This is a genomic window from Selenomonas sp. KH1T6 (assembly GCF_900108415.1).
GTDB lineage: Bacteria > Bacillota > Negativicutes > Selenomonadales > Selenomonadaceae > Selenomonas_B > Selenomonas_B ruminantium_A.
The window spans coordinates 1-26,691 of sequence record NZ_FNWN01000005.1; the positions used below are offsets into that span (position 1 = coordinate 1).

Here is a 26,691-nt window from a genome sequence, read left to right on the forward strand (position 1 = left end):
CACCACTTTACAACTTTTCTGATTGAAAAAAATATCGCGCAAATCACTCCTTTAGTGTAAGATGAAATTACCACACCCCATCTACGCAAAGGAGGTTCGCGCGATGAAGTCATTATACAGCAATCTCAACCTGATGTCTATGGTATCTGCCTTGAATGAGCATTTTGCGGCATACTTCCATGAAGCTACCCGCCCCATGCGTAGCCTGCTTTGTGGCATCGTACTTGCCATGCTTGCATTTGAATCCATCCCCTCGATACGCTGGATGCATAGAAGGTTCCATCTTTCGCTGATGCCAGGTTCTCTGAACAGCTACTATCGAGCCTTAAAGACATGCACGGTGGATGACTCTTCCTGGGTCAGTCATACTATCCGCAGGGCTCTGTCAGCCATACCTTCCGACTTGGCAGATGCGCCGCTGTTCCTGAGCGTTGACGATACCATCGTTGCCAAAGCTGGGCAGTGCTTTGATTTTGTCTCAAAGTTGTTCGACCATGCCATGCATACAGGCAGTGCCTACGTCAATGGCCATTGCTTCGTAAGTCTTATGCTCAGTGTTCCGGTAGACAAAGATATGAAGGGTGGATGCTCCGGCGGCATACATTATCTTCATGTGCCTGTCGTCTACTGTCTGTGGACAAAGGAGAAGACCAAACTTGAAATGGCTGCCGATGCCATAGATGCAGTAATGAGGGATCTTGAAGGCAAGCACATAGTCGTGCTCTGTGATAGCTGGTACCCGAAAAAGAAATTCATCAGCAGAATCCTTTCGCATGAGAACGCCGACATAATATGCAACGTACGGGTTGATACGGCCATTTACGATTTGCCACCAGCACGCACAGGGAAAAGAGGACGCCCCTGCAAGAGAGGTGCCCAGTTATCGCTGGATGACTTCGCTTGCACATACTCCAGGGGCAAGTTCAAGGTGGGGCATCGCTGTGTCAAGACCAAAATTTTGGGTGACATCACAGTACATGCATATGTGACAGTTTCTGAATCTGGTGCCAGGCGCTTATTTATCTGCACGGCAGAGCCATCCGAAATAAGGTTTGGGTGTGCCTCACATACTGATGACCCAAATACCACTGTCGGAGATACGGACAGGGAATTTCTGCCTTTGAGCCTTTATAGCATTCGTTGGAACATAGAGGTGGGTTACTACGAACACAAGACGTTCTGGTCATTGGGGCGGTACATGCTGCGCCGCAGATGTGGCATTGAGCGCCTGCTGAATTTGATTTGTATGGCTCATGCCTCCATGCGGCTGCTGCCGTATGTAGACACTCGATTTGCAAGGTTCAAGGAATGCAGCCCGCAAGAGGTACGAATGGCCATCAGCAAACAAATTCAGGATGAGCTATTTTTGAGCAGGTTAGCTGATGAGGCATCAAATACCATAAATTCAGCCGATGTTCTTAGCGTATTGCGTGATGTGGTCAAGCATTGGAATAATGCGGCTTAAAGTTGTAAACTGGTGATGATAGATAGGAGGGTGAGTTATCCTATAATATAGTTTTATAAGAATAGTATACTTATCAAGGAGTGAATATAATGGTCTTTGGTAAAATTAAAAAGAAGTTGGGGGATCTAAATGGCATTGAAATACCTCTTGAGATTATTAAAGGGGTTTTAGATGAAAACACATTAAGAGAAATAAGAGATGGTAAGATATATGTATCGGATGAAATCGTAAACAAAGAAATATCAAGAAGAGTCATGATGACGGAAGATAATAAGATATCTTCAATACAAGTTATATCTACCAAAGAAGGGAAGTTGAACATTACTGTTCGAATGAATGATGATAAAAAAATATTGTTCTATGGTGTTGTGAAGATGTTGTCTTTTAATAATGGTGTAGGCTTGCTTCGTTATAATGTAGAAAACCATGAAATGACAGGCAATGTTATGTTATCATGGATTTTTTCTAGTCTAACATTAGGGATTATGAAAAAAATTATCGGACTAAATGGGGTTCCTGATTCTGTTGATGTAAAAATGGATGGCAATGATGTTATGGTTGACTTTTCACGACTTTTAGTTGAATCTGATTTTGGTAAAGCTGAATTCAAAGGGATACATATAATTGATTTATTAGAAATCCAAAGTGCTACTTCAGTTGAGGGTGGAACGGAGATTATGGTACAATGGAAGGGAAAAGAAATTGCTAGGAAAAAATTAAAAACGTTGTGGGAAAATGAAAAATAGTGCGAATGGTTATTTGAGTGTGTGGTTTATTATACTTATACAATTGGCGAGGGATGTGAGGAATAAACATGAGTGAAAAACGGATAAATTATATTTGTGTCTATTGTGGAAAAAGAGCGAGAAGGCGTGTTTCACATGGTGAGCCATTAGAAGAAATATGCTCCAAAAGAGATGATAATGGTTTGCATGTATGGATTAACAGTCAAGAGGTTAACAAAGAGTGTCGTATTAAAATGCAGGAAGCTAAATACCCTATTGCGGAATATATGTATTACAAGGCAGGTTCTTATGTGGAAAATGCCAATTTGCAGAATATAGAGAAAGCTATATCATTATATCATAAGGCAGCTGAACTAGGACACGTGGAATCTATGTTTGCCTTGGGGAAAATCTTTAACTGCCATGGGGATAAGGGTAACATGGAAGAGTCATTTTTTTGGTATAAGAAATCTGCAGAGCAAGGTCTTGTGAAAGCTATGTTTGCTTTGGGGGGTATGTATGAAAATGGTATAGGCGTACAGCAAGATAAGGAAGAGGCAGAGCGTTGGTATGCCATGGGCGCTGATAAAGGAGATAATAATTGTAAATTAAAATTAGGCCGTATTTACGAACTTAATAATGAGAAAGAAAAGGCAAGAATTATATATGAAGAAATTGCGAGAAGCGTAGCTGTACCGCCGTTTTTCCTTCCTGTTTTGCTTTTTGGGCGTGCTGGTTTTCCCCTATACGGTTTTATGACTGATGTTATGAAATATACGGATGATAATAAGGCATCGGATATGGGACGACGTGCTTATGCGTATGAAAAGGGGATTGGTGGTGTAAAAAGAGATATGCAAAAATCCATAGAATGGTATAAAAAGGCGGCTCAGGCTGGAGACACGTATTCGTTGTTTTATCTAGGAAATATGTATTCTCAAGGAGATTATCATGATGATGAGAAGGCTTTTGAATGTTTTCGCAAAGCAGCAATAATTGGATGTCGTAAAAAACAAAATTAGTATATTGATATTAACAAGACAAAGATAGTAGGTTGCTTCCGCATCTTATATGGAACCAAGGATTATGCCAGGATGAATTGTGTTCTAAGTACCATTAAGAAGCACAGCCTGAATGTTTACAAATCGGTGGTGGCAATGATTAAGCAGCCAGGCTATATCCATTGGACACCAGCTGGTGAATAGTTACGGAAAAAACTAAAAACTTTGTGGAAGAAATGAAAAAGTGAGGATGGTAATTGAGGTGCAAAAATATGAGCCGGGAAAATGATGGATTTCCAGAAGATATAATAAATGATTATGGGAATCGTGTTGAAGCTGCCACGGTTGTAAAAAATAGATATTATCTCTTTGTTGATATGCGACCTGCTAGTGTTTTTGCAAGTACTGCGGCTAAATTTAAGAGTAAGATACAGGTTAAAGTTGATGGGGAAACTGTTGATGCTAAAAGTATTTTAATGCTTTGGTGTATAAGCAATCATTTGACTAGAGGAAAGTCTTTTACCATAATAGCTGAGGGGATAGATGCGGCGGAGGCAGTTGATAGTTTGCTTGAAATGGTTGCTTTTCGATTTGGTGAGGAATAACAATTTCATCATTTGAAGTGGAAAAAGTAATAGGAGAGGGGATGTTTTCAAATACGATTGGAGTGTATAGTTGTGGAATATACTTTTAACACATTCATCATAGGTAAATCCAATCGGTTAGCATATACGGCAGCTATGGAAGTTGTGGCCAATCTTGGTAATGTCTACAATCCTTTGTTCATATACGGCGGCGTAGGCACTGGGAAAACACATCTTTTGCATGCCATTGGTCATGATGTTTTGTCGAAAAATCCACAAATGTGTGTGTTATATGTTACCAGTGAAATGTTTGTCAGTGAGCTTATTGAGGCTGTGATGAAAGGTAGCCTGGATGACTTTAGGGCGAAGTATCATGAAGCGGATGTCCTTATGATAGATGATATCCAGTTTTTATCTGGAAAGGCATCGAGCCAGGAGGAACTTCTTTACTTACTTGATGTATTCAAGAGTGTCAACAAGCAGGTTGTTCTTTCGTCAGATAGGCTGCCTAAGAAAATACCAAAGATGAATGAGCATCTTCTAGCTAGAATTGAAGGTGGAATCATCGCTGACATACAACCACCAGATTTAGAAATGCGCATTGCTATCTTGCGTAAAGTTGCACAGGCGGACGGCATAGTCATACCTGATGATGTGATAAATTACATCGCTGAAAATATCAAGAGCAATATTTACAAATTAAAAGGTGCTTTGTCCCGTGTTGCGCTATATGCTTCTGCCTCTGCTGAACCGATTACGGAGGAAACTGCAATTGAGGCCTTGAAAAATATTTACATTGAAGAAGAGAGATGAACAGGCAGGTGATAGAAAACGCAAGTCTACGACATATACAACTTGATTCGCTCCCCGGAAATACGTGACTATTTCCGCAAGACCTGGCAGATGGGGATAAGGGAGCAGGTGCAGTTGGTATCTCTCAGTTATGAGGATATCCGGGAAAAGGTGAAAATTCTGCGCTGGGTGGCGGATAATGTTCCTGGGAGTGCTGAAGATAAGAAACTGGCCAGAGGTGTGGCGGAGTATCTGGAGTTTTGCTATGATGCCGCTACAAAGCCTGTTGATGGCAACACAGGGGATAATGAGGAGTGGGATATCTATTCAGCTATGATTCATGGCCAGCAGGTCACTTATCGTATCGAGGGGGATGAAGATTGGCTGCTGGCCCAGGGCTTTGCCCAAGATACTTTGGATATGGTGAATTACTGGGTACATTCCAGCATGTTCGACCATCATTTCACCCTGCCTTTTGAGAGGGGGAGCAGGCTGCGGCTTCAGACGCCTGACATGGAAGAGCCGTATGTGGGACTCTTTGACCCGTATTATATGGATTTTGAGCACCGCTTTCATTATTGTTCCTGTGAGAATCATATGTATCTTTGCCAGGAGGATTCTTTTCCAGTGGAGAAGTCATGGGATAATGTGCCAGAGGCGGAACGGGTGAAGAGCAATTATCTGATTATATCCTATCATATGGTGTGGGATAGTGGATTCTCACTTTTTGACTGGCTGGAACGAGCATAGTGAAATTCGTTTTTTATTTTTAGGTCGCATGTCCTTTCTATTTTCTTGACAATCCCATAGAATAATATCAAACAATTAAAACAAAGACAGAGGGGATTGCATGAGACAGTTGGGAAAGGCTATTCTTGGTATCAATCAGACGGATTTCGTAGTGGCGGGCGTTTCGGCGCTGGCTTGCCTGGGGACTTTGGCAGGGATGCCGGTGTGGGCGCTTTTCATTGGCTGGGCTTGGTATCTTGCCATTGGGGCAAATAAAACGGCCATCAGGGAAGGTTCTGTCACCTGCGTGGCGGCGGCAGTCCTGGCCCTGACGGCTGTGGTTCTGACGGATGCGTTCGCTGTGTTCATGCCCGGGATGCAGGCTTCCATGCTGGCGGTGTTCCTGATGATCATGGCCTTGATGGTAGCCCTGAAGCTGCCCTGTATCAAGCATTCACTGGTGGGTTTCAATTCCTTTTCCTGCATCTTTGCAGGCTATTACCTGGGCGCTTTTCCCGCTCAGTCTGACTATATTTTGAACCTGGTTGTTGCTTTCGTCTACATCACCGGCGCCAACATCCTGGGCCTTTTTGTAGGCTGGGCCAGCCAGCAACTGGCAGGTTTTTCCTTCCGCAGGCGTGACCAGCAGGGGGATTTGGAAATATCGTAAAAACAGCCCGCCAAGGCTTTGCGTAGCCTTGGCGGGCCATTTTTATCCTTTTATGTTGTTCTTACACCAGCCCGTGTGCCAGCATGACGTTGGCCACCTTCAGGAAGGCGGTGATGTTGGCGCCAGCTACGAGATCGTCGGGATCTGCGTATGCTTCAGCGTTCTTCTTGGACTGTTCGTAGATGTTCTTCATGATGCCCTGGAGGCGGCCGTCAACTTCTTCGAAGGTCCACTGGAGACGTTCGGAGTTCTGGGCCATTTCAAGGGCGGAGACTGCCACGCCGCCGGCGTTGGCTGCCTTGGCGGGGGCGAAGAGGACGCCGTGGCTCTGGAAGTAATCGATGGCTTCGATGACGGAAGGCATGTTGGCGCCTTCGCCTACGGCCTTGACCCCGTTCTCCACCAGGATCTTGGCGGATTCCAGGCTGATTTCGCCCTGGGTAGCGCAGGGGAGAGCCACATCGCACTTCACTGTCCAGACACCGGAGCAGCCTTCATGGTACTCGGCCTCGGGATGAGTCTCCACATACTCTTTGATGCGGCCGCGGCGCACCTGCTTGATTTCCTTCACAGCATCCAGGTCGATGCCGTTCTTGTCGTATACATAGCCGTTGGAGTCGGAGCAGGTGACGACCTTGGCGCCGAAGGACTGGGCCTTCTCGATGGCATAAGTGGCCACATTGCCGGAGCCGGAGACCACCAGCACCTTGTCCTTCAGGTCGATACCCTTGGCATCCAGCATGTTCTTCACGAAGTAGAGAAGACCATAGCCCGTAGCCTCGGGACGGGCCAGGCTGCCCCAGTAGTCCACGCGCTTGCCCGTGAGGACGCCTGCGTCGTAGGAGTTCCTGATGCGCTTGTACTGGCCGAAGAGATAGCCTACCTCGCGGCCGCCTACGCCGATATCACCTGCCGGTACATCCACATCCGGTCCGATATGGCGGTAAAGCTCAGTCATGAAGCTCTGGCAGAAGCGCATGACCTCTGCATCGCTCTTGCCGTGGGGGTCAAAGTCGGAGCCGCCCTTGGCACCGCCGATGGGCAGGCCCGTGAGGGCGTTCTTGTAAACCTGTTCGAAGGCCAGGAATTTCAGGATATCCAGGTTCACGCTGGGGTGGAAGCGCAGACCGCCCTTATAGGGGCCGATGGCAGAGGACATCTGCACGCGGAAGCCGCGGTTGATCTGTATCTCGCCCTTGTCATCTGTCCAGGGAACGCGGAAGGAAATGACGCGCTCCGGTTCTACCATGCGCTCGAGGATTTTGTTTGCCTGGTATTCGGGATGCTGCGAGAGCACCGGTTCAACGGATTCCAGGACTTTGCCTGCGGTGTGAAGGAACTGGGGCTGGTCAGGGTCACGCTTTGCCACCAGGTCCAAGACTTCTTTGACGTACGCTTTGCTGTCTGCCATTTGGATCTCTCCTTTGCCTGCGGCCTGCTGCCGTTTTTGTAATTTGACGGCATCTTTGGCCGGTTTACAATGTTATATATGTTTCACAAGTTACAGTATACTATATTATCAGAGAATTGTATACAGGGGAGGTGAAAGTATTCACAGGATAAATATCCTATCAGATGTGTCATGTTTCTTATTGATAAAGTTTATAATCAATCTTTTAATATTATTGTTGCAAAATTAGGAGGGTGCAGGTATAATACTAATATAGGACTATGTACCTATTTGAGTTGGTCAACCAAAGGAAATCAAGCAATGGAGTGAGCGCAAGTTCTAAGGAAAGTGGGGGATTACTATGGGCATGAGCATCAGCAATGTTCCAAGCTTCCCTGAGCTTAACAAGCAGGTAAGTGTTACAGGGCAGCAAAAAGCCGCAGAGGGGTTTGCCAAGGCGAGTTCTTATTATGAGTCTTCGAACCTGGGCAATGACACCAAGGTGGGTACGGGAGCTATTTCCCGGGAGAGCCGTACTATTGTGAGCATCGGTGAGCAAAAGACCGCCGAAATCATGGACAGGGCGAAAGCTATCTATTCGGTATCCAATTTTGGCAATCAGACCAAGATAGGTACCAGCAAATTCCAGCAAGGCAACAAGCAGACTACTGCGATTGGTGAACATCAGACCTCGAAGATTATGGATAAGACTCGTTCCTATTACGAGGTTTCTAACTTTGGCAATGAGACCAAGGTTGGCAAGAGCAGATTCCAGCAGCAGATTCGCCAGGATTACAACCAGGGCATGCAGAACATGGGCAAGGGCATGAGTGCTGCACGCAAGAACGGCAGTACCGGCTCGAATCTTGGCAACAGCACTAAGCTGGGCAGCAGCGCTTTTCAGCAGGTGAATGCCCAGATCAAGCAGCACAATGCACATGCGGCTTATGCCGCTCAGAAGAAGGCTGCCGGATCATCTATGGAAGTAGCAGCATAATTGTGTATGTAGACCGCACAGGTTTTGAAGAGACTGTGCGGTCTTTTCGTTTGCTTAAAAAGGAAAAGAGGGGGCGGATATAGAATAATTGCAACTTGATAGGTAATGGGGAGGTGTGCTCATGGCAGAAAAGTCCGGCTTTGACATAGAGGAATCCGGGCTTCTTTGGTTGAATACTCTTGTAAAAGAAAATAATGAAGTAGCCGAGCCTGTGGGGGATGCTGCGGAAGAAAGGACGGTAAATATGAGCAAGAGCAGCCGCAAGCTGAATAAAAAGAAGGAAAAGGCCAATAAGATGGAAAACAGCCACAGGGATGCGGGGCTGCGGGAGCAGATGAAGGAACAGATGGAGGCCGGTGAATACTCCGAGGCACTGGGCTCGTTGGCAGAACTTGTCAAGGATAACAGCTATGACCCGGATCTTCTGTATGACGGGGCCTACTGCTATTTTATGGTGGGGGATTACGAAAGGTCTGCCAAATGGGTGGATATGGTGATGGATCTGGCTCCTTACCATATCCCTGCCCGTATTCTGCTGGCCCGTCTCTGCATTCTCAATGAGCGTGAGGAAGGAGCTCTTTCTCTGTCAGATGTTCTTCTGGCCAGCAACAGGGAAATGCTTACGGAAGAACAGTCTAAGGATTTGAATGATATTTTGGAATATTATTATAGGTGCGAGCCTGAGCGCATCAGGGCTGAATATCCCCATGTGGCAGCTTTCGTGGCAGGAGAGTCCGAAGAAAAAACAACTGTAGCGGAGAAAACGGCTCCGGCAGTGGCGTCTGAAGCTCCTGAGTCGTCTGTGTTGCAGGAAGTATCGGCTTGTGAGGTTCCTGCACCGGCAGTACCAGTGACAGATATTGAAGCAGAGCTGAAGGCCATTGCGGAAAAGCCTGTGCCGCTGCAGGCGAAAATCCACCTTTACAATGTCTTTGCAGGCGGATATTTCTACCAGAAAAATTATGGAGAGGCACGCCGTTTCCTTGAGGAAGCCTTGAAGATTGATCCGCTGGACGGAGAAAGCCTGCGTAATATGGCTGTGCTCTGCCATGAGCAGGGGGAGAAGGAAAAGGCTCAGGAGTTTGCTTCCAGGCTTCTCCAGACGGATTTCCTGTTGCTGACTGTCCTGTGCTGAGGTTTTTATTATGAGTCTTATTGCAGTAGTTTCCATGGTCCGCAACGAAGCGGATGTAATAGAAAGTTTTGTGCGCCACAATCTGGGCTGGGCGGATAAGCTTTATGTGGCTGTGCACGAGAGCAGCGACGAGACCCTGTCCATCCTGCAGGCCCTCCAGCAGGATGGCTTGCCCATTGTCCTTTCTGAGGTGAAGGGAGCGGCCCAGCTCCAGTCCGAAGTGGTGACAGCGCTGATGCGGCAGGCGGTGGCTGAGGGGGCAGGCTTTGTGGTGCCCCTTGATGCTGATGAATTCCTGCTGCCGGATGGAAGCGGCAATGCAGGACAGAGCGTAGGCAATTATTGCCGCTCGGTCTTTGCCGCCATGGACGAGGGGAAGGTCTATGCCATCCCCTGGGTCAGGTATGTGCCCAGAAGCGGCCAGGGTTTCCTGCTGTCCCGGCGTGCTTACCGGGAGAAGTGGCCCGACAGCCTCACCAAGACCGTGTTGGGAGCCGGGGCGGTGAAGGAAGCCCAGCTGGAGATTTCCCAAGGGAGCCATCGGGCTCTGCTGCCCGGCAATGAGGGGGATAGGCAGGCCGTGGTGCCGGAGGTGGTAAAAGGAATCCACATCGCTCATTATCCCTGGCGCAGTGAGGAACAGGCTGCCAAGAAAGCCGCCGTGGGCTGGCTGGGGAATGTGGCCAAGTACACCCGCTACACCCGCACCGCCCATCAGTGGCGGGAGGGATACAGAGAGCTGATGAAGGGCAGGAGCCTGCAGCCTGAAACCCTCAGACAGCCGGTGAAGGCGCCCCGGCTGCCCGGCAGTGATGTGGTGAGGCTTTGCTATACGCCGGACTATGACAAGGAAAGCCTGCTGGAAGTTGTCATGCTGGCAGCAGAGCAGCTGGCAGAGGAATGTGCAGAACTCAGAGCCAGGCTCTTTGCCCAGCCTGTCAGCATTGTCATGCAGTACAGGGGAAATCTTGAGCTTTTTGCCAGGACCATGGCATCTGCCCTGTCTGACGACTATCCTTTCAAGGAATACATTGTGCTGGCTCCGGAAATTTCGCCAGAGGGAGAAGCTGCGCTGGTGGAGCTTTTGGAGCAGCAGCCAGTGGAGTGCATTTCCCTGTTGTCAGGGCCTGAGGCCTGGGAACTTCTGCCTGAGGGAATGAAGGGGGAGTTTGTGCAGTGGCTGCCTGAGGGCTTCATTATGCTGCCTGACAGGCTTATCAAGATGGTCTCTGCCCTTTCTGCCCAGGAAGAACTGAGCCTGATGGTGTCGGCGGTGGAGGAGGGGGAGTACCTCTCAGACAAGATCATGCGGCAGGAAGTTTTCGATATTGACACAGGCAAGGAAATCTTTATGCCCGGTGATGGCAGCCAGGCGGCCCAGAGCATCTGGGATGCCCGCCAGTGCTTTCCCGGGGGGCTGGCCGCCGCCATCTTCCGCAGGCGGCAGCTGGAGGCGCTGAAGTGGCCTCCAGGGAAGGAATGGCAGGAATATGAGGGCAGGGAGCTTTTGGCTTCCCTTTTGGCAGGTCATGCTTACGGCTACATAGCGGAACCGCTGCTTAGGGTTGAAAGATAGAAAAATTTTGCCGGGCAGCAGGTTTTTTTCCTTGCTTGTGGAATAAGAACAAAAGGAATTTATCAAGGGAAATGGACCCGAAGGGCATAATCAACAATATTCATGATTGAGGAGGAATATCTATGGCTGAGGAATTCAAGCAAAATGAGGAGGTAACCAACAAGCTGGCTGCTTCTATCGAGGAAATTGCAACATCCACACAGACGGTCTATGAGGCTGTTGAGCAGGTGGCGAAAAGCGCCAGCGCCCTCGCCAAGGCCGGGCAGGAGTCCGTGGAGCAGGCGAAATTCCTGCAGGAGAAGAATGCTGACACTATCAAGGTCATCGACTTCATCACGAATATTGCTGGTCAGACCAACCTTCTGGGCCTCAATGCCGCCATCGAGGCAGCCCGTGCCGGTGAGCAGGGCCGCGGCTTCGCTGTGGTGGCTGAGGAAGTGAGAAAGCTTGCCGAGCAGTCCCGTGAGGCAACTGAGAAAATCCAGTCCACTCTGACTGAAATGAACAAGGCAGTTGAAGGTATCTCCAAGTCCATTGAGAACACCGGCTCCATCAGTGAGGAGCAGGCTGCTTCCACTGAGGAAATCACGGCCAACCTCTCCCGCGTCACCAAGGCGGCAGAGGAACTCAAGCGCTATGTGGAGTCCTTGAAATAATAACAGACACAAAAGCAGGGCAGTCCCTCGGGGGGCTGCCCTTTTAGCGTCTGTATTGCAGGTATGATTTTAAGGTTCGTTTTTCCACACAGCTCTGAGACGGGCCTGCTGCTCACGGTTCAGGGTAATCTTGCCGTGGAGCAGGGCGAGGTCACCGTCATCCCGCATCTTGGTGACGCAGCGGTTGACGGTTTTGACGCTGGTGCCGATGTCGTCGGCTATCTGCTGGCGGCTGGTGTGGAGGATGAAGAGGTCTGTCTCGATATCGCCCAGGCGCTTGGCCAGGTATTCCTCGAAGCGCTCCTGGCTGGGCTGGAATTTTACCCGGCCAGCCTCGTTGGAAGTGGGGTACATCTTGGCAGCCAGCAGCTTTGCCACTGCTACGGCAAAGTCATTGTCGGTTTTCATCCAGTGCAGGAAGGTGTCAGCTGTCAGTGACAATACCTGGCACTCAGTGATGGCCTCATTAGTGGCGGCAAAGTGTTCCTGTTCTGCCAGGACTTCCAGATCTCCAATCATATCCGGCACTTCCAAAGAGGCGAATGTATAGCGCTGGCCGCTTTCAAATTCATTGCTGACCCGGAGCTTGCCTGCTGTCAGGATGTATACATGGTCGGCCTTTTCACCTTTCCTCACCACCACATCCCCTGGCTGGAAGGTGCGTTTGGTGGTATGCTGCCGGATATTTTCCGGTATATGATCCAGCATATAGTCCAGTTTCATATTTGTAGCCCTTTCTGTTGACAATAATCCTATGAGGAAATTATAACACATCGGTTATGCCTTGTGTAGCTACATAAATCTGAATATTTAATTTTGAAAGTAATTGGGACATTAACGGACGGATGTCCTTTTTTTGTGCGGAAGAAAGGAATAGAATATGGGAGCAATATGGATAAAAGACTCAGGGAGGCGTTAGCCATGGATAAGCTCTTTGGCGGAGCACTGAAAGACAAGAAAATTTTGCAGAGGGAAATACTGGCAGGCATTACCGCCTTTTTTGCCATTTCTTACATCATCATCGTCAACCCGTTGATTCTGGCAGATGCCGGCATCCCTGTGGGGATGAGCGTCTTTGCCACCATCTTTTCTTCGGTGATTGGCTGCCTCATCATGGCCTTTGTGGCAGATGCACCCATCATTCTCACCCCGGGTATGGGCATCAACGCCTTTTTCACCTATACGGTCTGCGCCCACATGGGACTTAGCTGGCAGGAAGCCATTGCCATTTCCCTGGTGTCCGGCCTTATCTTTGCCTATGTGGCCTGCACCAGATGGGCAAAGCGGCTTTCGGAGGCGGTGCCTCCTTCCATCAAATGTGCCATCACCGCAGGCATTGGCCTGTTCCTGGTGGAAATCGGGCTGGAGAAAGCGGAGCTTATCCGTCGCGGCAGCAGCTCCATCATCGAGCTGGGCAGCCTGACTAATCCTGTGGCTCTGCTTTCCATCTTCGGACTGGTGCTGAGCCTGGCCCTTTATCTCAGAAATGTGATGGGCAGCTTCTTCATCGCTATTATTGTTACCAGCGTAGTTGGCAATATCCTGGGCATTGGCATTGGCGCGCCTTTGGAAATCAGCGTGAGAGGGCTGGTGGATTATCCCTATATGCTGCTTCAGGCGGATTTCAGCCATATCCTGAGCATTCCTTTCCTGCTGTCTGTGTTTTCCATGTCCATGATCATGATCTTTGAGACCATGGGGCTCCTGCAGGGAATCTTGCCAGAGAAAGAGAAGTTCGGCAGGACTTACAAGGGGTCGGCTTTCACTACGCTCATTTCCAGTGTGCTGGGCACCAGCCCCACAGTGGCGGCGGCGGAAAGTGCCGCAGGCATTGCCAGCGGCGGGCGCACCGGGCTGATGGCTCTGGTGAGCGCTCTGCTTTTCAGCGTGTCAGTCTTCCTCATACCCTTCCTTTCCTATGTACCCCAGGCGGCCATTGCCCCGGTGATCATCATCACTGGCGCCATGATGATGCAGCAGCTGCAGTTCGTGGAGTTGCAGGATTTTGCTGAGTGGTTCCCGGCCTTTCTCATTGTGGTGCTGATTCCCCTGTCCGGCAGCATTTCCACGGGCCTGGCCTTTGGTTTCACTGCCTATCCCCTGCTGAAGCTGATGGATGGCAGCAGGAGGGAAGTATCCTCTTTGGGCTTCGGCCTGGGGGTCCTGTTCCTGATGAACCTGGTATTCCAGGCAGGGTTCTGATATAGCTTTCCCAAAAATCATCATATATACAAAAACACGTTGCTAGAATTGGCAACGTGTTTTTGCATGAGTGAGAGGGGGGCAATAGCCACCCTTTCAGAGGGAGGCGGCAGCCCGAAGGGCTGACGGAGGAAGTCTTCAGCTGAGTCTTCCTATAATCTGCAGCACAAAGTAGGTCACGCCCCCGGCAATCAGCGGTCCTACGGCCACTCCGTGGAAGAAGATGACCCCTGCCATAGTGCCGATGATGAGGGCCGGAATCACATCAGGAGTGCTCTTGAGTAACTCCACACCGCTACCCCCGGCCAGCGCCGCCAGGAGGCCTGCCACAATAGCTATGATGCCCGCATGGGTGCGGAAGGCGTCAATCATGGTGTGGATGGTGATGGTGCCGTTGGCAATGGGCACCAGTATGGCAGCGGTGAGGATGATGATGCCCCAGTTGAGGCCCTGGGTGCCCAGGGCTTCGAGGGCTGGGGTGAGGCCAAGCACCTTCAGCAGCAGCACAATGCCCGTCGCATAGACTACGGTCATATTGTGTCCGAAATAACTAAGCAGCAGGACAGCGATGAGGGTGATATATTCTATGTACATTTCTTTACCTCCTTGAATACGGTACGAAGATTATTGTATCATATTTTAAGGGAAACTTATTGCAAACCTTGCCTGACAAATAGAGGAACTTTAGCTGGTCTTGGCGAATGAAAAAACAGATAGGTGTACTATTTTGGGGGAAGTAGGCGATAAGATGGACAATAAACCGGTAATGCTCATTGTTGATGATGTGAATATCAACCGTACCGTGCTGGCCCAGTTCTTTCACGATGAATTCCGCATTGTAGAGGCGGAGGATGGCAAGGAAGCCTTGAAGATGCTGGAGCAGGAGGCGGCCCATATTGTCCTGGTGGATTTGATGATGCCGGTGATGGGCGGCCTGGAGTTCATGGGCGTGCTCAAGAGCAATGACCAGTATAAGGGAGTGCCCGTGGTGGCCATGACCACCAACGGCGACCAGGATGGCCAGACCTGGGCGGTGGAGCTGGGGGCGGCTGATTTTATCACCAAGCCTTTCAACCCCGCTATTGTCAGGAGCCGCATCAAGAATGTCATGGGCTCATCGGAGAACGAGTGGCGCCGGGTGGCCCAGCTGGCGGCAGACAAGCAGCTGGCTGAGGTGGCAAGTTATGTGGACAATGACAGTCTCACGGGGCTTTATAACAGGGAAGCCTTCTACAGAAAGGCCTCCCGCCTTATCAGGGACAATGTTGATGTCAAGTATGAGATCATCTATCTGGATGTGTACTGCTTCAAGGTCATCAATGATCTGTTCACCATGGAGACTGGCAATCTGGTCCTGAAGACAGCCGCTTACTATTTCAATGTGCTGACGAGCAGCGGAGGTCTCTGCGGCCGGGTGGAATCTGACCACTTCGTGCTCTGCGTGCCCAAGGGGCAGGTGCGTATTGAGCATTTGCTGGAAGGCATTGACAGCACAGTGGTGTCTTTGGGCATCAGCCACAATATCGTCTTCTATGCGGGCATCTATGAGGTGGAAAACACCTATATGGCAGTGGACCAGATGTGCGACAGGGCACGCCTGGCCATGAATACGGTGAAGGGCAGCTACCTGCACCGCTATGCTTACTATGATGAAAAGCTCAAGCAGCTCATGCTGGAAGAGCAGATGATTGTGCGGGATATGGAATTTGCCCTGCAGGAAAGGCAGTTCAGCATTTACTTACAGCCTGTGTACAATGCTGAAACAGGGAAAATCGTCAGCGCCGAAGCGCTGGTGCGCTGGCAGCACCCCTCCCAGGGGCTGATTTCCCCGGGCAGGTTCATTCCTGTCTTTGAACGCAATGGCTTTATCGTGCGCCTGGACCGCTATGTCTGGGAAATGGTCTGCGATTTCATGGCTGAGCTCAGGGATGCTACGGGGCTTTTGCTGCCGGTTTCCGTCAACGTTTCCCGGCTGAATCTCTACAATCTTGATTTGCTGGACTTCCTGATGGGACTTATCAGGAAGCACAATCTTTCCCCTGAGTACCTGCATCTGGAAATTACGGAGGAGGCCTATACCCAGGATTCCTATCAGCTCATAGAGGAAGTGGAGCTTTTCCGCCAGAACGGCTTCAAGGTTTCCCTGGATGATTTTGGCAAGGGCTATTCTCCCCTCAGCATGCTGAAGGAATTGCCGGTGGACACGCTGAAGCTGGACATGGGCTTTGCCAGGCGGGGAGCGCAGGCTGCCCGCGGCGCACGCATCATGGGCGGCCTGGTGGAAACGGCGAAGGACCTGGGGCTGAGGGTGGTAGTTGAAGGTGTGGAAACGAAGGAGGACCTGGAATTTGTCACCGGCATGGGGGCAAACCTCATCCAGGGATATTATTACGCCAAGCCCATGCCCCGGGAGAATTTTGTGGAGCTCTGCACCAAGGATTTCCTGGGAACAGATAAAATCTAGTTAGAATTTTTGATTACAGTGGTGAAGAAATTGAGTGAAAAGAAACTGCAAGCCTTTATTTTCGACATGGATGGTGTCATTATCGACAGCGAGCCTGTTCACAGCAGGGTGAAGATGGACACTTTCCGCCATTTTGGGCTGGATTTTGACGAGGCCCGGCTGAAGGATTATATGGGAGGCACCAGCGGCCTGATTTTCCGTGATGTGGTGGCAGAGAGCGGCCGTACGGACATTACTCCGGAAATGCTGACTGATTACAAGCATGAGCATTATCTTGAGGTGCTGAAAAGCGGCGGCATTGGACCAGTGGCCGGCACCAGGGAACTGATCCGCGCCCTGCACGAGGCGGGGGTGCCGCTGGGGCTGGCCACCTCCTCACACCCTCCGGTGATGAATACGATACTGGATAATTTTGATATCAGGAAGTATTTCACTTCCGTCATCTCTGGGGGAGAGCTGCCGGAGAGCAAGCCAAATCCCGCCATTTATCTGATTTCGGCAGAGCGGCTGGGAGCAGCGCCTGAGAGCTGCTGCGTGCTGGAAGATACGGCCAACGGTATCCTGGCTGCCAAGCGGGCGGGGATGTACTGCATCGCCTTCCACAATCCTAATTCCGGGGAGCAGGATTTGAGCCTTGCCGACCGGGTGGTGGAGAGCATAGAGGAGATAAAGGTGCCGGAGCTTCTGGCATACTTTGCAACTTGACTTGAAAAGATGGGATAGCTAGAATATGGAATGGGGGTAACTGTAGTGGAAAATCTGGAAAAGAAATTCACGGTATGGCTTCTGACCCGCAAATTTGCCCGCAATCTGGAGGAGGCCCAGGCCTTTGCCAAGGCTGTCGTGGAGGGGAACTGTTCTGAGGAAATAGCCTCACAGATGGCTGAGTCCAACAGGAGCAATATGGATGTGATGATGGAGATTGGCAAGGTTACCCCGGAAAAGATCGTGCCCTTCATGCAGGGGAAGCTTGAGCTTGCCCAAAAGTGCATCGTCTTTTGGGAGGAACACGTGAAGGACACCAATGCTATCTTTTTTCGTCGGAAGTATGAGGAAAATTACGGCAGTTACGATTAAGAAGGGAAGACAGAGGGAATGCAGGTAGTGGTGCTGGCCAGCGGCAGCAAAGGCAATGCGGTGATGGTGGAAATGGATGAGGTGAAGATCCTCATAGATGCCGGCATCAGCGCCACCCGCATCAGGAAGGGGCTGGCCTCCTTTGGCATCGGGCCTGAGGAACTTTCCGGCATTCTCATCACCCATGAACACCGTGATCATATAGCAGGGCTCACCACCCTGAGCAAGTGGTATCACTTGCCCATCTTTGCGCGGCGGGGCACCCTCGCCGCCCTTTCCTGTGCTGTAACGGTGCCCCGGGAGCTCCTGCATCCCGTGGCAGGGGATTTCGTTCTTGAGGGGCTGAAGGTAGAGAGTTTTGCCACCTCCCATGATGCGGCTGAATCTGTGGGCTGGCGCATCGGTGGCTCGGAGCAGTTTGTGCTGGCTACGGATTTGGGCTTTGTCACCAGCAATGTCCAGCAGGCGCTGGAGGGGGCGGATATCCTCGTGCTGGAGGCTAACTACGACCCCGATATGCTGCAGGATGGCTCCTATCCCTGGCCTCTCAAGCGGAGAATCATGTCCAACCGCGGGCATCTTGCCAATGCTGATGCTGCCTGGGCCCTGGCCAGATTGAAGGATCGTCCGGGACAAGTGGTGCTGGCCCATCTTTCTGAGGAAAATAACAGGCCGGAAATGGCGGAGGAAACCGTGAGGAAAATCCTGCACCGCCAGGGCATCGACCTGCCCCTCTCTGTAGCCAGCCAGACAGAGCCCCTGGTTCTGAGCACGGAGAATGTAATGTATCAGTGTTCTTAAAGAAAGATTATAAAGTTGATTCTTGCATTTATTTTTCAGAAATTAGATTTAAGATACAGACAGGAAAGCTTGATAAGAGAAACTATTTTTCCTGGCTATGTTTATAACTCGGAAGAAGATGTCCCCCTCTATAGGTGGGGGGAGGCTAATGTCATAACAGGCGGCGAGCTAATATCTCCCGCCTCGTTGAAAGGCCAATTGGAGATTTTGCCTTCGGCAAAATTTGAACAATGGCCTTATAAAGTGGAGGGATTCTCATGCAATCACTGATGTCACTTTTGAACCATAAGAAGAAAGCTGCTGTCGTAGCTTCTGTGCTGGCGCTGTCGGCTCTGACCTTTTCCGGGTGCGATGCCAGCAAGGAGGGCTCCGGGGCAGCTGCCAGTTCCGGCACGGCCGCAGCAGTCCAGACTGAGAACGCCCCTGCTGCCAAGGCAGATACAGCAGGCCTTTCTGCTGCCCGCAACACTCCTGCTGTGCGCGCCGCCAAGGTAGTAGGCCCGTCCGTGGTGGGTATCACTAATAAGGCAGTGGTCAGGGACTGGTTCAATAATCCCGTGGAAACCGAGGGGGCGGGTTCCGGCGTGATCTTCCGGGCTGACGGCTATATCGTCACCAACAACCATGTGATCAGCGGGGCCAAGGAAATCATTGTCTCCCTGGCAGATGGCCGCAGCCTCAAGGGCAAGCTCATCGGTGCCGATGAGGTGACAGACCTGGCCGTGGTGAAGGTGGAGGCAAGTGATCTGCCGGTAGCTGCCTTTGGCGATTCTGATGAGATCGTGGTGGGTGAGCCTGCCATTGCCATCGGCAACCCCCTGGGGCTGGAATTCCAGGGCAGTGTCACCAGCGGTGTCATCAGCGCCTTGAACAGGACTCTGGATATCAGCGACAAGCGGGTGAAGCTCCTGCAGACTGATGCAGCCATCAATCCCGGCAACTCTGGCGGCGCTCTGGTGAACGCTGACGGCCAGGTCATAGGCATCAACAGCGCAAAAGTGGCAGCCAACGGCGTAGAGGGCATGGGCTTCTCCATTCCCAGCAATACTGTCCAGGCTATCATCAAGGAACTGATGGAAAAGGGTTATGTGGCCCGTCCCTATCTTGGCGTCACCATCTTCGACCCCAATACTGCTGCCCGCTATGGCTATCAGCTGAACATTGACAAGGGCGTCTACATCTTCCGCCTGACCCTGGGCGGCCCCGCTGATAAGGCCGGCCTCCAGCGCGGGGACATCATATTGAAGATTGATGACAAGGAAGTGAATTCCGTCTCTGAGCTGCGCCAGCAGGTAGGCGAGCACAAGGTGGGCGACAGCGTGAAGATCACCTTTGACCGCAACGGCAGCACCCACACCGCTGATATCGTTCTGGAAGAGATGCCCCAGGAGGATAGATGAAGATAAATATAGTTTGCGCGGGCAAGCTCAAGGAAAAATACCTGACGGCAGGCATAAGCGAGTTCCTGAAGCGCCTGAAGCCCATGGCCCAGGTGGAAATCCTGGAAATACACGAGGAAAAGATGCCTGATAATCCTTCTGAGGCAGAGAAAGAACAGGTGCTCCATAAAGAAGGGGAAAAACTCCTGAAGCTGGTGCCATCTGGTTCGTACCTCTTCGTGCTGGATGTGTACGGGGAGGAGCTGTCCTCTGAGGAGCTGGCGGCCAAAATCGACAAGCTGGGCCTCAGCGGCAAGAGCAATCTGACCTTCCTGATCGGCGGTGCCTTTGGCCTTTCGCAGGAAGTGCGGCAGGCTGCGGATATGAAGCTCTCCTTCTCCCGCATGACCTTCACCCATCAGATGGTGAGGCTCCTGCTGGTGGAGCAGATTTACCGGGCCTTCAAGATCAACCGCGGCGAAAAGTATCACTGGTAAATGAAGTCCTGTCCCTGTGCAGAAAATGCGTGGGGACAGGGCTTTTTTGCCGGGCAAAATTGAGTTTGCACTATCCCTGTGATAATATTAGGATATATATATATATAGAACGGGGCGGTGATTGAGTGAACGGGGATTTTATCCGGGAGCACAGGCTCCTTTGGCTGATTATGGCGGCATCTTTTCTCACGCCTTTTACGGGCAGCGCCCTGTCCCTTTCTCTGCCGGATATAGGCAGGCAGTATGGTCAGGGACCTGAGTCACTGTCCTGGGTACTGGGGAGTTTCCTCATTTCCGCCTTTGTGTTCCTGCTGCCCATGGGGCGGCTGGCAGAGAGGTGGGGGAAGGCCCGATTGTTTATGCTGGGAGCGGGGATTTTCGCACTGACTTCCTTCACCTGTGTTTTTGCCGACTCCCTCTCTTTCCTCATCGGGGTGCGGGTAGTGCAGGGCATGGGTTCGGCCATGAACTTTGCCACCAACAATGCCTTGCTGATGCTGGCTTATCCTAAGGAAAAGCGGGGGAGCGCCATGGGCTGGATGATTGCCATGGTATATGTAGGGCTGTCCCTGGGCCCCGTGGTGGGGGGCGGCCTCAACCACTATCTGGGCTGGCAGAGCATCTTTGTCTTCATCGGCTTCATAGCCTTGGGCGTTTTCCTGGCGGCGCCTGTAGTGCTCAAGGAGGTGCCGGGAGCCGACGAGCGGGGAGACAGGGCTGGGCTGCTGCCTTTGGAAGCTTTCAAGGAACGCACCTTCACTTATTCTTCCCTGGCGGCACTGCTCAACTATATGGCTACTTTTGCCGTAGGCTTCCTGCTGTCTTTCTATTTGCAGGATATCCTGGGCTATCCTTCCCATGAGTCGGGGCTTTTCCTGCTGTTGCAGCCCGTGATGATGGCGCTTTTGTCTCCGGCCATGGGGGCATTATCCGACAGGATCCATCCCCAGACCTTGGCGGCTTGGGGCATGGCTCTGATTGCTGCCGGCTTGCTGGGGTTGGGGGCGTTGGTGCACTTCGGAGGCTTCTACGGACTCTTTCCCTGCCTGCTGCTGCTGGGAGTGGGCTTTGCCCTCTTTGCGGCACCCAACAACAACGCCATCATGGGCAGCGTGCCGAAGAAATTTTACAGCTTCGCTTCCTCCTGGCTGGGCATGGTGAGGCTTTTGGGCCAGGTGGTCAGCATCCTCATCGTGACGGCCCTGTTGTCTCTGGGCCATGGCAGTCTGGCAGGAGCAGAGCTCCTGTCCCTGAATATGCAGATATCTTTTGGAGTGCTGAGCTTTATCTGTCTGATGGGGGTATGGGCGGCCCGGGTGCGCTGAGGTGAAAGAGAAAGGAATAAGCGATGACGAAATCGAATCTCACTACCCTCTGCTATCTGGAAAAAGACGGCAAGTATCTGATGATGCACAGGGTGAAGAAGGAAAATGACATAAACAAGGATAAATGGGTGGGCATCGGCGGTCACTTTGAGGCTGACGAGTCCCCAGAGGAATGCCTTTTGCGGGAGGCCCGGGAGGAAACGGGCCTCACCCTTGCGAATTATAAACTAAGGGGCATTGTCACCTTTATCTCCGACAGGTGGCAGACGGAGTATATGTTTCTCTATACCGCAACCGAGTGGGAAGGTAAGTTATCGGAATGCAATGAGGGGACATTGGAGTGGATTGCCAAGGATAAGGTCTACGACCTGCCACTTTGGGAAGGAGACAAGATCTTCTTCCGTCTGCTGGAAGAGGAGCACCCTTATTTTTCACTGAAACTCAGGTATGTGGGAGAGGAACTGGTGGAAGCAGTACTGGATGGGGAGAAATTAAAGTAGGGCACGCTTTTTCTTTCCTCCTGCAATGTGATATGATATATATGTGAAATTATTCGTACAAAGGGATGCACGGCGTGGATTTTTTCTTTGAGGTGTTTGCGAATCTGATATTCTTGCTGGGGGTGGATTTGGTTGTGTTTTTGGTTGAGAATTATGAATGGATTATAGGAGGGGCCATGGCCATGGCGGCGGCTTCCTATGGCTATAAGCGCTACAAGCTGGGAAAGGACAAGGCGCCTGCTTTTGATTTGACGGCTCTGTCCGAGGAACAGCAGGCCCTGGCTGCGGAGCTTTTTGACAAGGCGGTGGCAGATTATAACGCTATCGAAGCCTTGCGGGATACGCTGAAGGACGAGGCCCTGGGCACCCAGCTGGCCACCATGCAGGTGACGGCTTACCGCCTCTTGAAATATCTGGAGGAGAACCCCATGAAGGTGATTCCTGCCAGGCGGTTTGTGGACTACTATCAGGACAGGGCCCTGACGCTCACAAAGCAGTTTTGCGACCTTGAGAAAACCGGCCTTGAAACAGCCCAGGTTATGGAAACCAAGCAGAAGGTGCGCCAGACCCTCATGACCTTTGACGAGGCCTATGAGGCAGAGTTCGAGAAGGTCCTGTCCGACCAGCTGATGGATATGGAAGCGGAGCTGGCGGTGCTCAGGCAGAACATGAAGGCCGAGGGCATACAGGATGTGGAGGGGGAGGTTATCTCCTCCGAGACGCTTTCGGCCATGGACGCGGCCAGAGCTGAGGCCAATGCAGGAAACCTGCCCGAGAAGCGGGAGCGCCCTGTGAACCGGGCAGGTCGTGGCAAGGCACGGCTCAGGAAGCGCGAGGATATTGAAAGGGAAAGAGCTGTAGCCAAATCCATGCGCATGCCTGAGGCTGTGAGGGGCGAGGTCATCAAACAGAAGGTCATCAATGCGGGACTGGCTGCTGTCCTGGGGACAGTAGGTGCTCATAAATTCTACCAGGGCAAGACTTTCCAGGGTGTCATGTATGCTGTTTTTTGCTGGACGGCCCTGCCCACGCTGATCAGCTGGGTGGAGGCTATCCGCTACGCGGTGATGCCCATGGATGATTTCTATAAGCAGTATTTTAGGGATTGACTATTAAGGTTGGCAGGGAAGAGGAGGCTTTATCATGGCAGAGATAAATCTTGATGATTTGCTGAAGGCAAAAAAGGCCCAGGAAGGGGCGGCATCTGCCGAAACGGGCAAGGAAATGGTGACGGTTGAGCAGGTGACTGCGGCCGTGGAGACCATCAGCCCAGAGGAGCGGGCCCAGATTGTGAAGATCAAGGACGAGCTGGACCTGACGGATTCCACGGCGGTGCTTTCCTATGGTGCGCCTGCCCAGAAGCGCATTGCAGAGTTTTCCAACAATGTGCTGTCCCAGGTGCGTACCAAGGACAGCGGCCAGGTAGGAGAGCTCCTGCAGGGACTGGTGGCCCAGGTGAAGGGCTACAATCCTGAAGGCGGCTCATCATCTGGCAGTTTCCTGAAGAAGATTCCTATTGTGGGCAGCCTGGTGGAAAAGGCTGAGGATGTGAAGGAAGGCTATACCAAGCTCTCCGTGCAGGTGGACCGCATTCAGGGGGGGCTGGAACAGGCCAAGCTGAAGATGATGAAGGATATCGCTCTTTTCGACAACCTCTATGAGCAGAATTTGGAGTATTTCAAGAACCTCCAGCTTTATATCCAGGCTGGTGAGGAAAAGCTCAAGGAGATGCAGGAAGTGACCTTGCCCAAGCTCCGGGCCCAGGCCCAGGCCAGCGGCGACCCCATGGCAGTGCAGGTGGTGGCAGATTTCGAGGGCAGCGTCCAGCGCTTTGAAAAGAAGGTCCATGACCTGAAGGTCAGCAAGACCATTGCCATTCAGACCGCACCCCAGATCCGCCTGATCCAGAACAATGACAAGGCTCTGGTGGACAGGGTGCAGACGGCTATTTACAACACCATTCCCCTGTGGAAGAACCAGATGGTCATTGCCCTGGGGCTCAAGGCCCAGCAGGATACCCTGCGGCTGCAGCAGGCGGTTACCAATACTACCAACGAACTTCTGAAGCGCAATGCAGAACTTCTGAAGCAGAATACGGTGGAAGTAGCCAAGGAAAATGAACGCAGCATCGTGGATGTTGAAACCGTGCGCGAGGTGAACGACAAGCTCATCTCCACCATCGAGGAAACCCTGCGCATTCAGCAGGAGGGACGTCAGAAGCGTGCCGCTGCCGAGCAGGAGCTGGTGCAGATTGAGGGCAGGCTGAGAGATACGCTTTTGAAGCACAGCGGACGCACGGAGTGAATTTGGGGGCATTTAAGCAATGAAGATGGATAGGCATAAGGCCCAAAGGAATATTGGTTTGTTGGGCCTTGCCATGCTGGGGGTACTGGCCCTGGTAGTTTTCCGCTATGCCTGGCTCCAATTGGTGCAGGGCAGTGAACTTTCCGAACGCATGAAGGCCCAGGTGGGGCAGAGCTATCTGGCCCAGTCCACCCGGGGGGCTATCCTGGACAGGAGCGGCAGGGAACTGGCTGTGAGCACCATGACCAAGTCCCTCTATGTGGACCCCAATCATGTGAAGGAACCGGAGGTGCTGGCCAGCGAGCTGGCACCCCTGATTGGCCTCTCTGAGCAGCAGATCCTGGATGATATTGCTGAGGGGGGCGGCTTCCAGTGGGTGAAGCATCACCTGGCGCAGGATGAGTACGAGGCTGTGCGCCACCTTATGAAGGAAAAAGAGTATACGGACTGCCTGAACTTCGTTGATGAAGCAAAACGATATTATCCCAATGATGTGCTGGCAGCCAATGTGCTGGGTTTTGTTGGTACTGAAGACAAGGGCCTGGACGGGGTGGAACAGGCCTTGGACGGACTGCTCAAAGGAGAAGTGGAGGAGGAATACCTTCAGACAGACCGCAGCTCACGTCCCATACTTAGTTCTATCTTCAGCCGTCAGAAGCGCTACAAGGGGGACTATTGCAAGACTGTTACCCTGACCATTGACAGCTCCATTCAGTTCATGGTGGAGCAGGAGCTGGACAGGGCTATGGCAGAAAATGGCCCTCAGGCCATCACCTGCATAGTCATGGACCCCAAGAATGGGGAAGTGCTGGCTATGGCGGGACGCCCCTCTTACAATCCCAACAAGTTCTGGGATTATTCGCCGGAGAGCTGGAAGAACCGGGCTGTGTCCTTCATCTATGAGCCGGGCTCTACCTTCAAGGCCATGGTGGCTGGGGCGGCCCTGCAGGAAAATGTAGTGAGCCCCAACCAGGTCTTCGTGGACCCGGGCTATGTCATGGTGTCCGGACGCCGCATTCAGAACTGGAGCGGTGAGAGCTTTGGTACCGTCACCTTCACCGATGTGGTGAAGCAGTCCCTGAATACGGGCTTTGCCCAGGTGGGGCTGTCTTTGGGGGCGGAAAAGCTTACGGATTATGCCAAGCGCTTCGGCTTTGGCGAGCAGACGGGCATTGACCTGCCCGGCGAGGAGTACGGCATACTCTTCAATCCAGATGACATGAGGGATTCTGATATCGCCACCATGTCCATCGGCCAGAGTATTGCTGTGACTCCCCTGCAGCTGGTGACAGCCATGTCGGCGGTGGCCAATGACGGGGTGCTCTTGAAGCCCTATATCGTCAAGGAGATTCGCAATGCCGATGGCTCCGTGTATCTGGAGAATCAGCGCACGGAGGTGCGGCGGGTCATTGAGTCCTCCACGGACAAGACTCTCATGGGCCTCCTGGAGCAGGTGGTTGCCACCGGCGGCGGTCACAAGGCGGCAGTGAAGGGCTACCGCATTGCGGGCAAGACCGGTACTGCCCAGAAGATCCGGGAGGACGGGGCCGGCTATATGGATGGGCGTTATATCGCTTCCTTCTGCGGCTTTGCCCCTGTGGAAGACCCCCAGGTGACTGTGTTGGTAATCATCGACGACCCCACTTTGGGCAGTTACTATGGCGGCCAGATTGCAGCCCCTGTGGCGGGCAGGATTTTTGCCCAGCTCATGCGTTATCTGCACATCGAACCTACCAGCGAAACCCTGCTGGATGTGGAGACTGTTCCCCATGCTCAGGAGCGTCCCAAGCCAAAGAAGGTCTTCCAGGGTGAGGTGCCCAACGGCAAGGTGGTCGTGCCTGACTTCATAGGGCTGAGTCTCCGTGAGGCTGCCCGCAAGGCGGCAGAAAGCGGCCTCACTTTTGAGGGAGAAGGTTCTGGTGTGGCTGCATATCAGAGCATAGAGCCCAATACGCTGGTGGATGCAGGTACGGCGATTACCGTACACTTCCAGCCCTAAATCATATCAAGCAGGATTTTTTCCTTTTGTGTTGTATAAATAACACATAGAAGCGAGGTGCATGTATATATGTCAGATTGTATTTTTTGCAAAATAGCTGCCAAGGAGATTCCCTCCACCGTGGTCTATGAAGATGAGCAGGTAGTGGCTTTCAAGGATTTGGAGCCTCAGGCGCCGGTGCATGTGCTGGTGATTCCCAAGAAGCATGTGGAAAGCGTGGCGGCGCTCAAGGCAGAGGACAAGGAGCTGGCAGCTCATATCCTGGTGGATGTGATCCCGCAGCTGGCCCAGGAACTGGGGGTAGCTGAGAAGGGCTTCCGGGTGGTGGCCAATACGGGTGACGAAGGCGGGCAGACCGTGAAGCATCTGCATTTCCATTTGCTGGGAGGACGCTCCATGCAGTGGCCGCCGGGCTGATTCTGT

The 26,691-nt window shown here is 51.8% G+C and carries 27 protein-coding genes; 24 read left to right on the forward strand and 3 right to left on the reverse strand.

Annotated features, from left to right (window positions below; genetic code table 11):
* Positions 1 to 103: 103 nt before the first annotated feature.
* From BLW59_RS04545 to BLW59_RS04575, 7 genes are all read left to right on the forward strand, one after another.
* Positions 104 to 1,465: a transposase gene (locus BLW59_RS04545; protein WP_074696597.1), complete on the forward strand. Its 1,362-nt coding sequence runs from the start codon at positions 104 to 106 to the stop codon at positions 1,463 to 1,465.
* Between the two features lie 89 nt (positions 1,466 to 1,554).
* Entirely contained in the window at positions 1,555 to 2,211 is a 657-nt protein-coding gene (locus BLW59_RS04550; protein WP_074696599.1) for a hypothetical protein, read from the forward strand.
* A gap of 68 nt (positions 2,212 to 2,279) precedes the next feature.
* Positions 2,280 to 3,212: a tetratricopeptide repeat protein gene (locus BLW59_RS04555; RefSeq protein WP_081348385.1), complete on the forward strand. Its 933-nt coding sequence runs from the start codon at positions 2,280 to 2,282 to the stop codon at positions 3,210 to 3,212.
* 356 nt (positions 3,213 to 3,568) lie between these two features.
* On the forward strand, positions 3,569 to 3,796 hold the full coding sequence (locus BLW59_RS04560) for an HPr family phosphocarrier protein (protein WP_074696797.1): 228 nt from the start codon (positions 3,569 to 3,571) through the stop codon (positions 3,794 to 3,796).
* 72 nt (positions 3,797 to 3,868) lie between these two features.
* Complete coding sequence (locus BLW59_RS04565) at positions 3,869 to 4,588, forward strand: chromosomal replication initiator protein DnaA (RefSeq protein ID WP_175463356.1); 720 nt, start codon at positions 3,869 to 3,871, stop codon at positions 4,586 to 4,588.
* Positions 4,589 to 4,630: 42 nt separating this feature from the next.
* Positions 4,631 to 5,317 (forward strand): hypothetical protein, encoded by a 687-nt coding sequence (locus BLW59_RS04570; RefSeq protein WP_074696607.1) that lies wholly within the window; start codon positions 4,631 to 4,633, stop codon positions 5,315 to 5,317.
* Between the two features lie 100 nt (positions 5,318 to 5,417).
* The gene (locus BLW59_RS04575) at positions 5,418 to 5,966 is read left to right on the forward strand and encodes a DUF1097 domain-containing protein (protein WP_074696609.1); all 549 of its coding nucleotides are present in this window, start codon (positions 5,418 to 5,420) and stop codon (positions 5,964 to 5,966) included.
* A 61-nt stretch (positions 5,967 to 6,027) separates the two neighbouring features.
* Here the strand turns inward: BLW59_RS04575 and gdhA are convergent, their stop codons facing one another.
* Complete coding sequence (gene gdhA / locus BLW59_RS04580) at positions 6,028 to 7,377, reverse strand: NADP-specific glutamate dehydrogenase (RefSeq protein WP_074696611.1); 1,350 nt, start codon at positions 7,375 to 7,377, stop codon at positions 6,028 to 6,030.
* 346 nt (positions 7,378 to 7,723) lie between these two features.
* Here gdhA and BLW59_RS04585 point away from each other — a divergent pair, with 346 nt between their 5' ends.
* The 4 genes from BLW59_RS04585 to BLW59_RS04600 all read left to right on the forward strand — a co-directional run bounded on the left by BLW59_RS04585 (position 7,724) and on the right by BLW59_RS04600 (position 11,720).
* Complete coding sequence (locus tag BLW59_RS04585; protein ID WP_139283546.1) at positions 7,724 to 8,353, forward strand: hypothetical protein; 630 nt, start codon at positions 7,724 to 7,726, stop codon at positions 8,351 to 8,353.
* A 121-nt stretch (positions 8,354 to 8,474) separates the two neighbouring features.
* Entirely contained in the window at positions 8,475 to 9,488 is a 1,014-nt protein-coding gene (locus BLW59_RS04590; protein ID WP_074696615.1) for a tetratricopeptide repeat protein, read from the forward strand.
* Positions 9,489 to 9,498: 10 nt separating this feature from the next.
* Positions 9,499 to 11,064, forward strand: a complete 1,566-nt coding sequence (locus BLW59_RS04595) for a glycosyltransferase family 2 protein (RefSeq protein WP_074696618.1) — start codon at positions 9,499 to 9,501, stop codon at positions 11,062 to 11,064.
* 122 nt (positions 11,065 to 11,186) lie between these two features.
* Complete coding sequence (locus BLW59_RS04600) at positions 11,187 to 11,720, forward strand: methyl-accepting chemotaxis protein (protein WP_029545841.1); 534 nt, start codon at positions 11,187 to 11,189, stop codon at positions 11,718 to 11,720.
* Positions 11,721 to 11,789: 69 nt separating this feature from the next.
* On the opposite strand, the gene BLW59_RS04605 is transcribed toward BLW59_RS04600, so the two are convergent.
* The gene (locus BLW59_RS04605; protein ID WP_074696620.1) at positions 11,790 to 12,443 is read right to left on the reverse strand and encodes a Crp/Fnr family transcriptional regulator; all 654 of its coding nucleotides are present in this window, start codon (positions 12,441 to 12,443) and stop codon (positions 11,790 to 11,792) included.
* Positions 12,444 to 12,641: 198 nt separating this feature from the next.
* On the opposite strand from BLW59_RS04605, the gene BLW59_RS04610 reads away from it, so the two are divergent.
* The gene (locus BLW59_RS04610; protein WP_217634605.1) at positions 12,642 to 13,922 is read left to right on the forward strand and encodes an NCS2 family permease; all 1,281 of its coding nucleotides are present in this window, start codon (positions 12,642 to 12,644) and stop codon (positions 13,920 to 13,922) included.
* Positions 13,923 to 14,060: 138 nt separating this feature from the next.
* Here BLW59_RS04610 and BLW59_RS04615 read toward each other — a convergent pair whose 3' ends face one another.
* Positions 14,061 to 14,516, reverse strand: coding sequence for a DUF441 domain-containing protein (locus BLW59_RS04615; protein WP_029545835.1), 456 nt, complete (start codon positions 14,514 to 14,516; stop codon positions 14,061 to 14,063).
* A gap of 154 nt (positions 14,517 to 14,670) precedes the next feature.
* Between BLW59_RS04615 and BLW59_RS04620 the strand changes: the two genes are divergently transcribed.
* From BLW59_RS04620 to BLW59_RS04685, 12 genes are all read left to right on the forward strand, one after another.
* Positions 14,671 to 16,386 carry an EAL domain-containing protein gene (locus BLW59_RS04620; protein WP_074696624.1) on the forward strand — a complete coding sequence of 572 codons (1,716 nt, stop codon included), beginning with the start codon at positions 14,671 to 14,673 and terminating at the stop codon, positions 16,384 to 16,386.
* Between the two features lie 30 nt (positions 16,387 to 16,416).
* On the forward strand, positions 16,417 to 17,091 hold the full coding sequence (locus BLW59_RS04625; protein ID WP_318258328.1) for an HAD family phosphatase: 675 nt from the start codon (positions 16,417 to 16,419) through the stop codon (positions 17,089 to 17,091).
* 45 nt (positions 17,092 to 17,136) lie between these two features.
* Positions 17,137 to 17,463, forward strand: a complete 327-nt coding sequence (locus BLW59_RS04630) for a hypothetical protein (RefSeq protein ID WP_074696626.1) — start codon at positions 17,137 to 17,139, stop codon at positions 17,461 to 17,463.
* A gap of 18 nt (positions 17,464 to 17,481) precedes the next feature.
* On the forward strand, positions 17,482 to 18,264 hold the full coding sequence (locus tag BLW59_RS04635; RefSeq protein WP_074696628.1) for an MBL fold metallo-hydrolase: 783 nt from the start codon (positions 17,482 to 17,484) through the stop codon (positions 18,262 to 18,264).
* Positions 18,265 to 18,533: 269 nt separating this feature from the next.
* The gene (locus BLW59_RS04645) at positions 18,534 to 19,664 is read left to right on the forward strand and encodes a trypsin-like peptidase domain-containing protein (RefSeq protein WP_074696632.1); all 1,131 of its coding nucleotides are present in this window, start codon (positions 18,534 to 18,536) and stop codon (positions 19,662 to 19,664) included.
* On the forward strand, positions 19,661 to 20,140 hold the full coding sequence (gene rlmH / locus BLW59_RS04650) for a 23S rRNA (pseudouridine(1915)-N(3))-methyltransferase RlmH (protein ID WP_074696634.1): 480 nt from the start codon (positions 19,661 to 19,663) through the stop codon (positions 20,138 to 20,140). Before BLW59_RS04645 ends, rlmH begins: the two co-directional genes overlap by 4 nt.
* Positions 20,141 to 20,265: 125 nt before the next feature.
* Positions 20,266 to 21,465 carry an MFS transporter gene (locus BLW59_RS04655; protein ID WP_318258329.1) on the forward strand — a complete coding sequence of 400 codons (1,200 nt, stop codon included), beginning with the start codon at positions 20,266 to 20,268 and terminating at the stop codon, positions 21,463 to 21,465.
* Between the two features lie 23 nt (positions 21,466 to 21,488).
* Entirely contained in the window at positions 21,489 to 21,965 is a 477-nt protein-coding gene (locus BLW59_RS04660; protein WP_029545809.1) for an NUDIX hydrolase, read from the forward strand.
* Between the two features lie 74 nt (positions 21,966 to 22,039).
* The gene (locus BLW59_RS17060; protein ID WP_175463357.1) at positions 22,040 to 23,074 is read left to right on the forward strand and encodes a 5-bromo-4-chloroindolyl phosphate hydrolysis family protein; all 1,035 of its coding nucleotides are present in this window, start codon (positions 22,040 to 22,042) and stop codon (positions 23,072 to 23,074) included.
* Positions 23,075 to 23,108: 34 nt separating this feature from the next.
* On the forward strand, positions 23,109 to 24,269 hold the full coding sequence (locus tag BLW59_RS04675; RefSeq protein ID WP_029545807.1) for a toxic anion resistance protein: 1,161 nt from the start codon (positions 23,109 to 23,111) through the stop codon (positions 24,267 to 24,269).
* Between the two features lie 19 nt (positions 24,270 to 24,288).
* Positions 24,289 to 26,268, forward strand: coding sequence for a penicillin-binding protein (locus BLW59_RS04680; RefSeq protein WP_074696636.1), 1,980 nt, complete (start codon positions 24,289 to 24,291; stop codon positions 26,266 to 26,268).
* A gap of 69 nt (positions 26,269 to 26,337) precedes the next feature.
* Positions 26,338 to 26,685 carry a histidine triad nucleotide-binding protein gene (locus BLW59_RS04685; RefSeq protein WP_029545804.1) on the forward strand — a complete coding sequence of 116 codons (348 nt, stop codon included), beginning with the start codon at positions 26,338 to 26,340 and terminating at the stop codon, positions 26,683 to 26,685.
* The last annotated feature ends 6 nt before the right edge of the window (positions 26,686 to 26,691 follow it).

What these genes read in the sequence shown, in the direction of transcription:
- BLW59_RS04545 (WP_074696597.1), top strand. Translation starts at nt 104, where the DNA reads ATGAAGTCATTATACAGCAATCTCAACCTGATGTCTATGGTATCTGCC.
- BLW59_RS04550 (WP_074696599.1), top strand. Translation starts at nt 1,555, where the DNA reads ATGGTCTTTGGTAAAATTAAAAAGAAGTTGGGGGATCTAAATGGCATT.
- BLW59_RS04555 (WP_081348385.1), top strand. Translation starts at nt 2,280, where the DNA reads ATGAGTGAAAAACGGATAAATTATATTTGTGTCTATTGTGGAAAAAGA.
- BLW59_RS04560 (WP_074696797.1), top strand. Translation starts at nt 3,569, where the DNA reads ATGCGACCTGCTAGTGTTTTTGCAAGTACTGCGGCTAAATTTAAGAGT.
- BLW59_RS04575 (WP_074696609.1), top strand. Translation starts at nt 5,418, where the DNA reads ATGAGACAGTTGGGAAAGGCTATTCTTGGTATCAATCAGACGGATTTC.
- gdhA (WP_074696611.1), bottom strand. Translation starts at nt 7,377, where the DNA reads ATGGCAGACAGCAAAGCGTACGTCAAAGAAGTCTTGGACCTGGTGGCA.
- BLW59_RS04585 (WP_139283546.1), top strand. Translation starts at nt 7,724, where the DNA reads ATGAGCATCAGCAATGTTCCAAGCTTCCCTGAGCTTAACAAGCAGGTA.
- BLW59_RS04590 (WP_074696615.1), top strand. Translation starts at nt 8,475, where the DNA reads ATGGCAGAAAAGTCCGGCTTTGACATAGAGGAATCCGGGCTTCTTTGG.
- BLW59_RS04595 (WP_074696618.1), top strand. Translation starts at nt 9,499, where the DNA reads ATGAGTCTTATTGCAGTAGTTTCCATGGTCCGCAACGAAGCGGATGTA.
- BLW59_RS04600 (WP_029545841.1), top strand. Translation starts at nt 11,187, where the DNA reads ATGGCTGAGGAATTCAAGCAAAATGAGGAGGTAACCAACAAGCTGGCT.
- BLW59_RS04605 (WP_074696620.1), bottom strand. Translation starts at nt 12,443, where the DNA reads ATGAAACTGGACTATATGCTGGATCATATACCGGAAAATATCCGGCAG.
- BLW59_RS04610 (WP_217634605.1), top strand. Translation starts at nt 12,642, where the DNA reads ATGGATAAGCTCTTTGGCGGAGCACTGAAAGACAAGAAAATTTTGCAG.
- BLW59_RS04615 (WP_029545835.1), bottom strand. Translation starts at nt 14,516, where the DNA reads ATGTACATAGAATATATCACCCTCATCGCTGTCCTGCTGCTTAGTTAT.
- BLW59_RS04620 (WP_074696624.1), top strand. Translation starts at nt 14,671, where the DNA reads ATGGACAATAAACCGGTAATGCTCATTGTTGATGATGTGAATATCAAC.
- BLW59_RS04635 (WP_074696628.1), top strand. Translation starts at nt 17,482, where the DNA reads ATGCAGGTAGTGGTGCTGGCCAGCGGCAGCAAAGGCAATGCGGTGATG.
- BLW59_RS04645 (WP_074696632.1), top strand. Translation starts at nt 18,534, where the DNA reads ATGTCACTTTTGAACCATAAGAAGAAAGCTGCTGTCGTAGCTTCTGTG.
- rlmH (WP_074696634.1), top strand. Translation starts at nt 19,661, where the DNA reads ATGAAGATAAATATAGTTTGCGCGGGCAAGCTCAAGGAAAAATACCTG.
- BLW59_RS04660 (WP_029545809.1), top strand. Translation starts at nt 21,489, where the DNA reads ATGACGAAATCGAATCTCACTACCCTCTGCTATCTGGAAAAAGACGGC.
- BLW59_RS04675 (WP_029545807.1), top strand. Translation starts at nt 23,109, where the DNA reads ATGGCAGAGATAAATCTTGATGATTTGCTGAAGGCAAAAAAGGCCCAG.
- BLW59_RS04680 (WP_074696636.1), top strand. Translation starts at nt 24,289, where the DNA reads ATGAAGATGGATAGGCATAAGGCCCAAAGGAATATTGGTTTGTTGGGC.
- BLW59_RS04685 (WP_029545804.1), top strand. Translation starts at nt 26,338, where the DNA reads ATGTCAGATTGTATTTTTTGCAAAATAGCTGCCAAGGAGATTCCCTCC.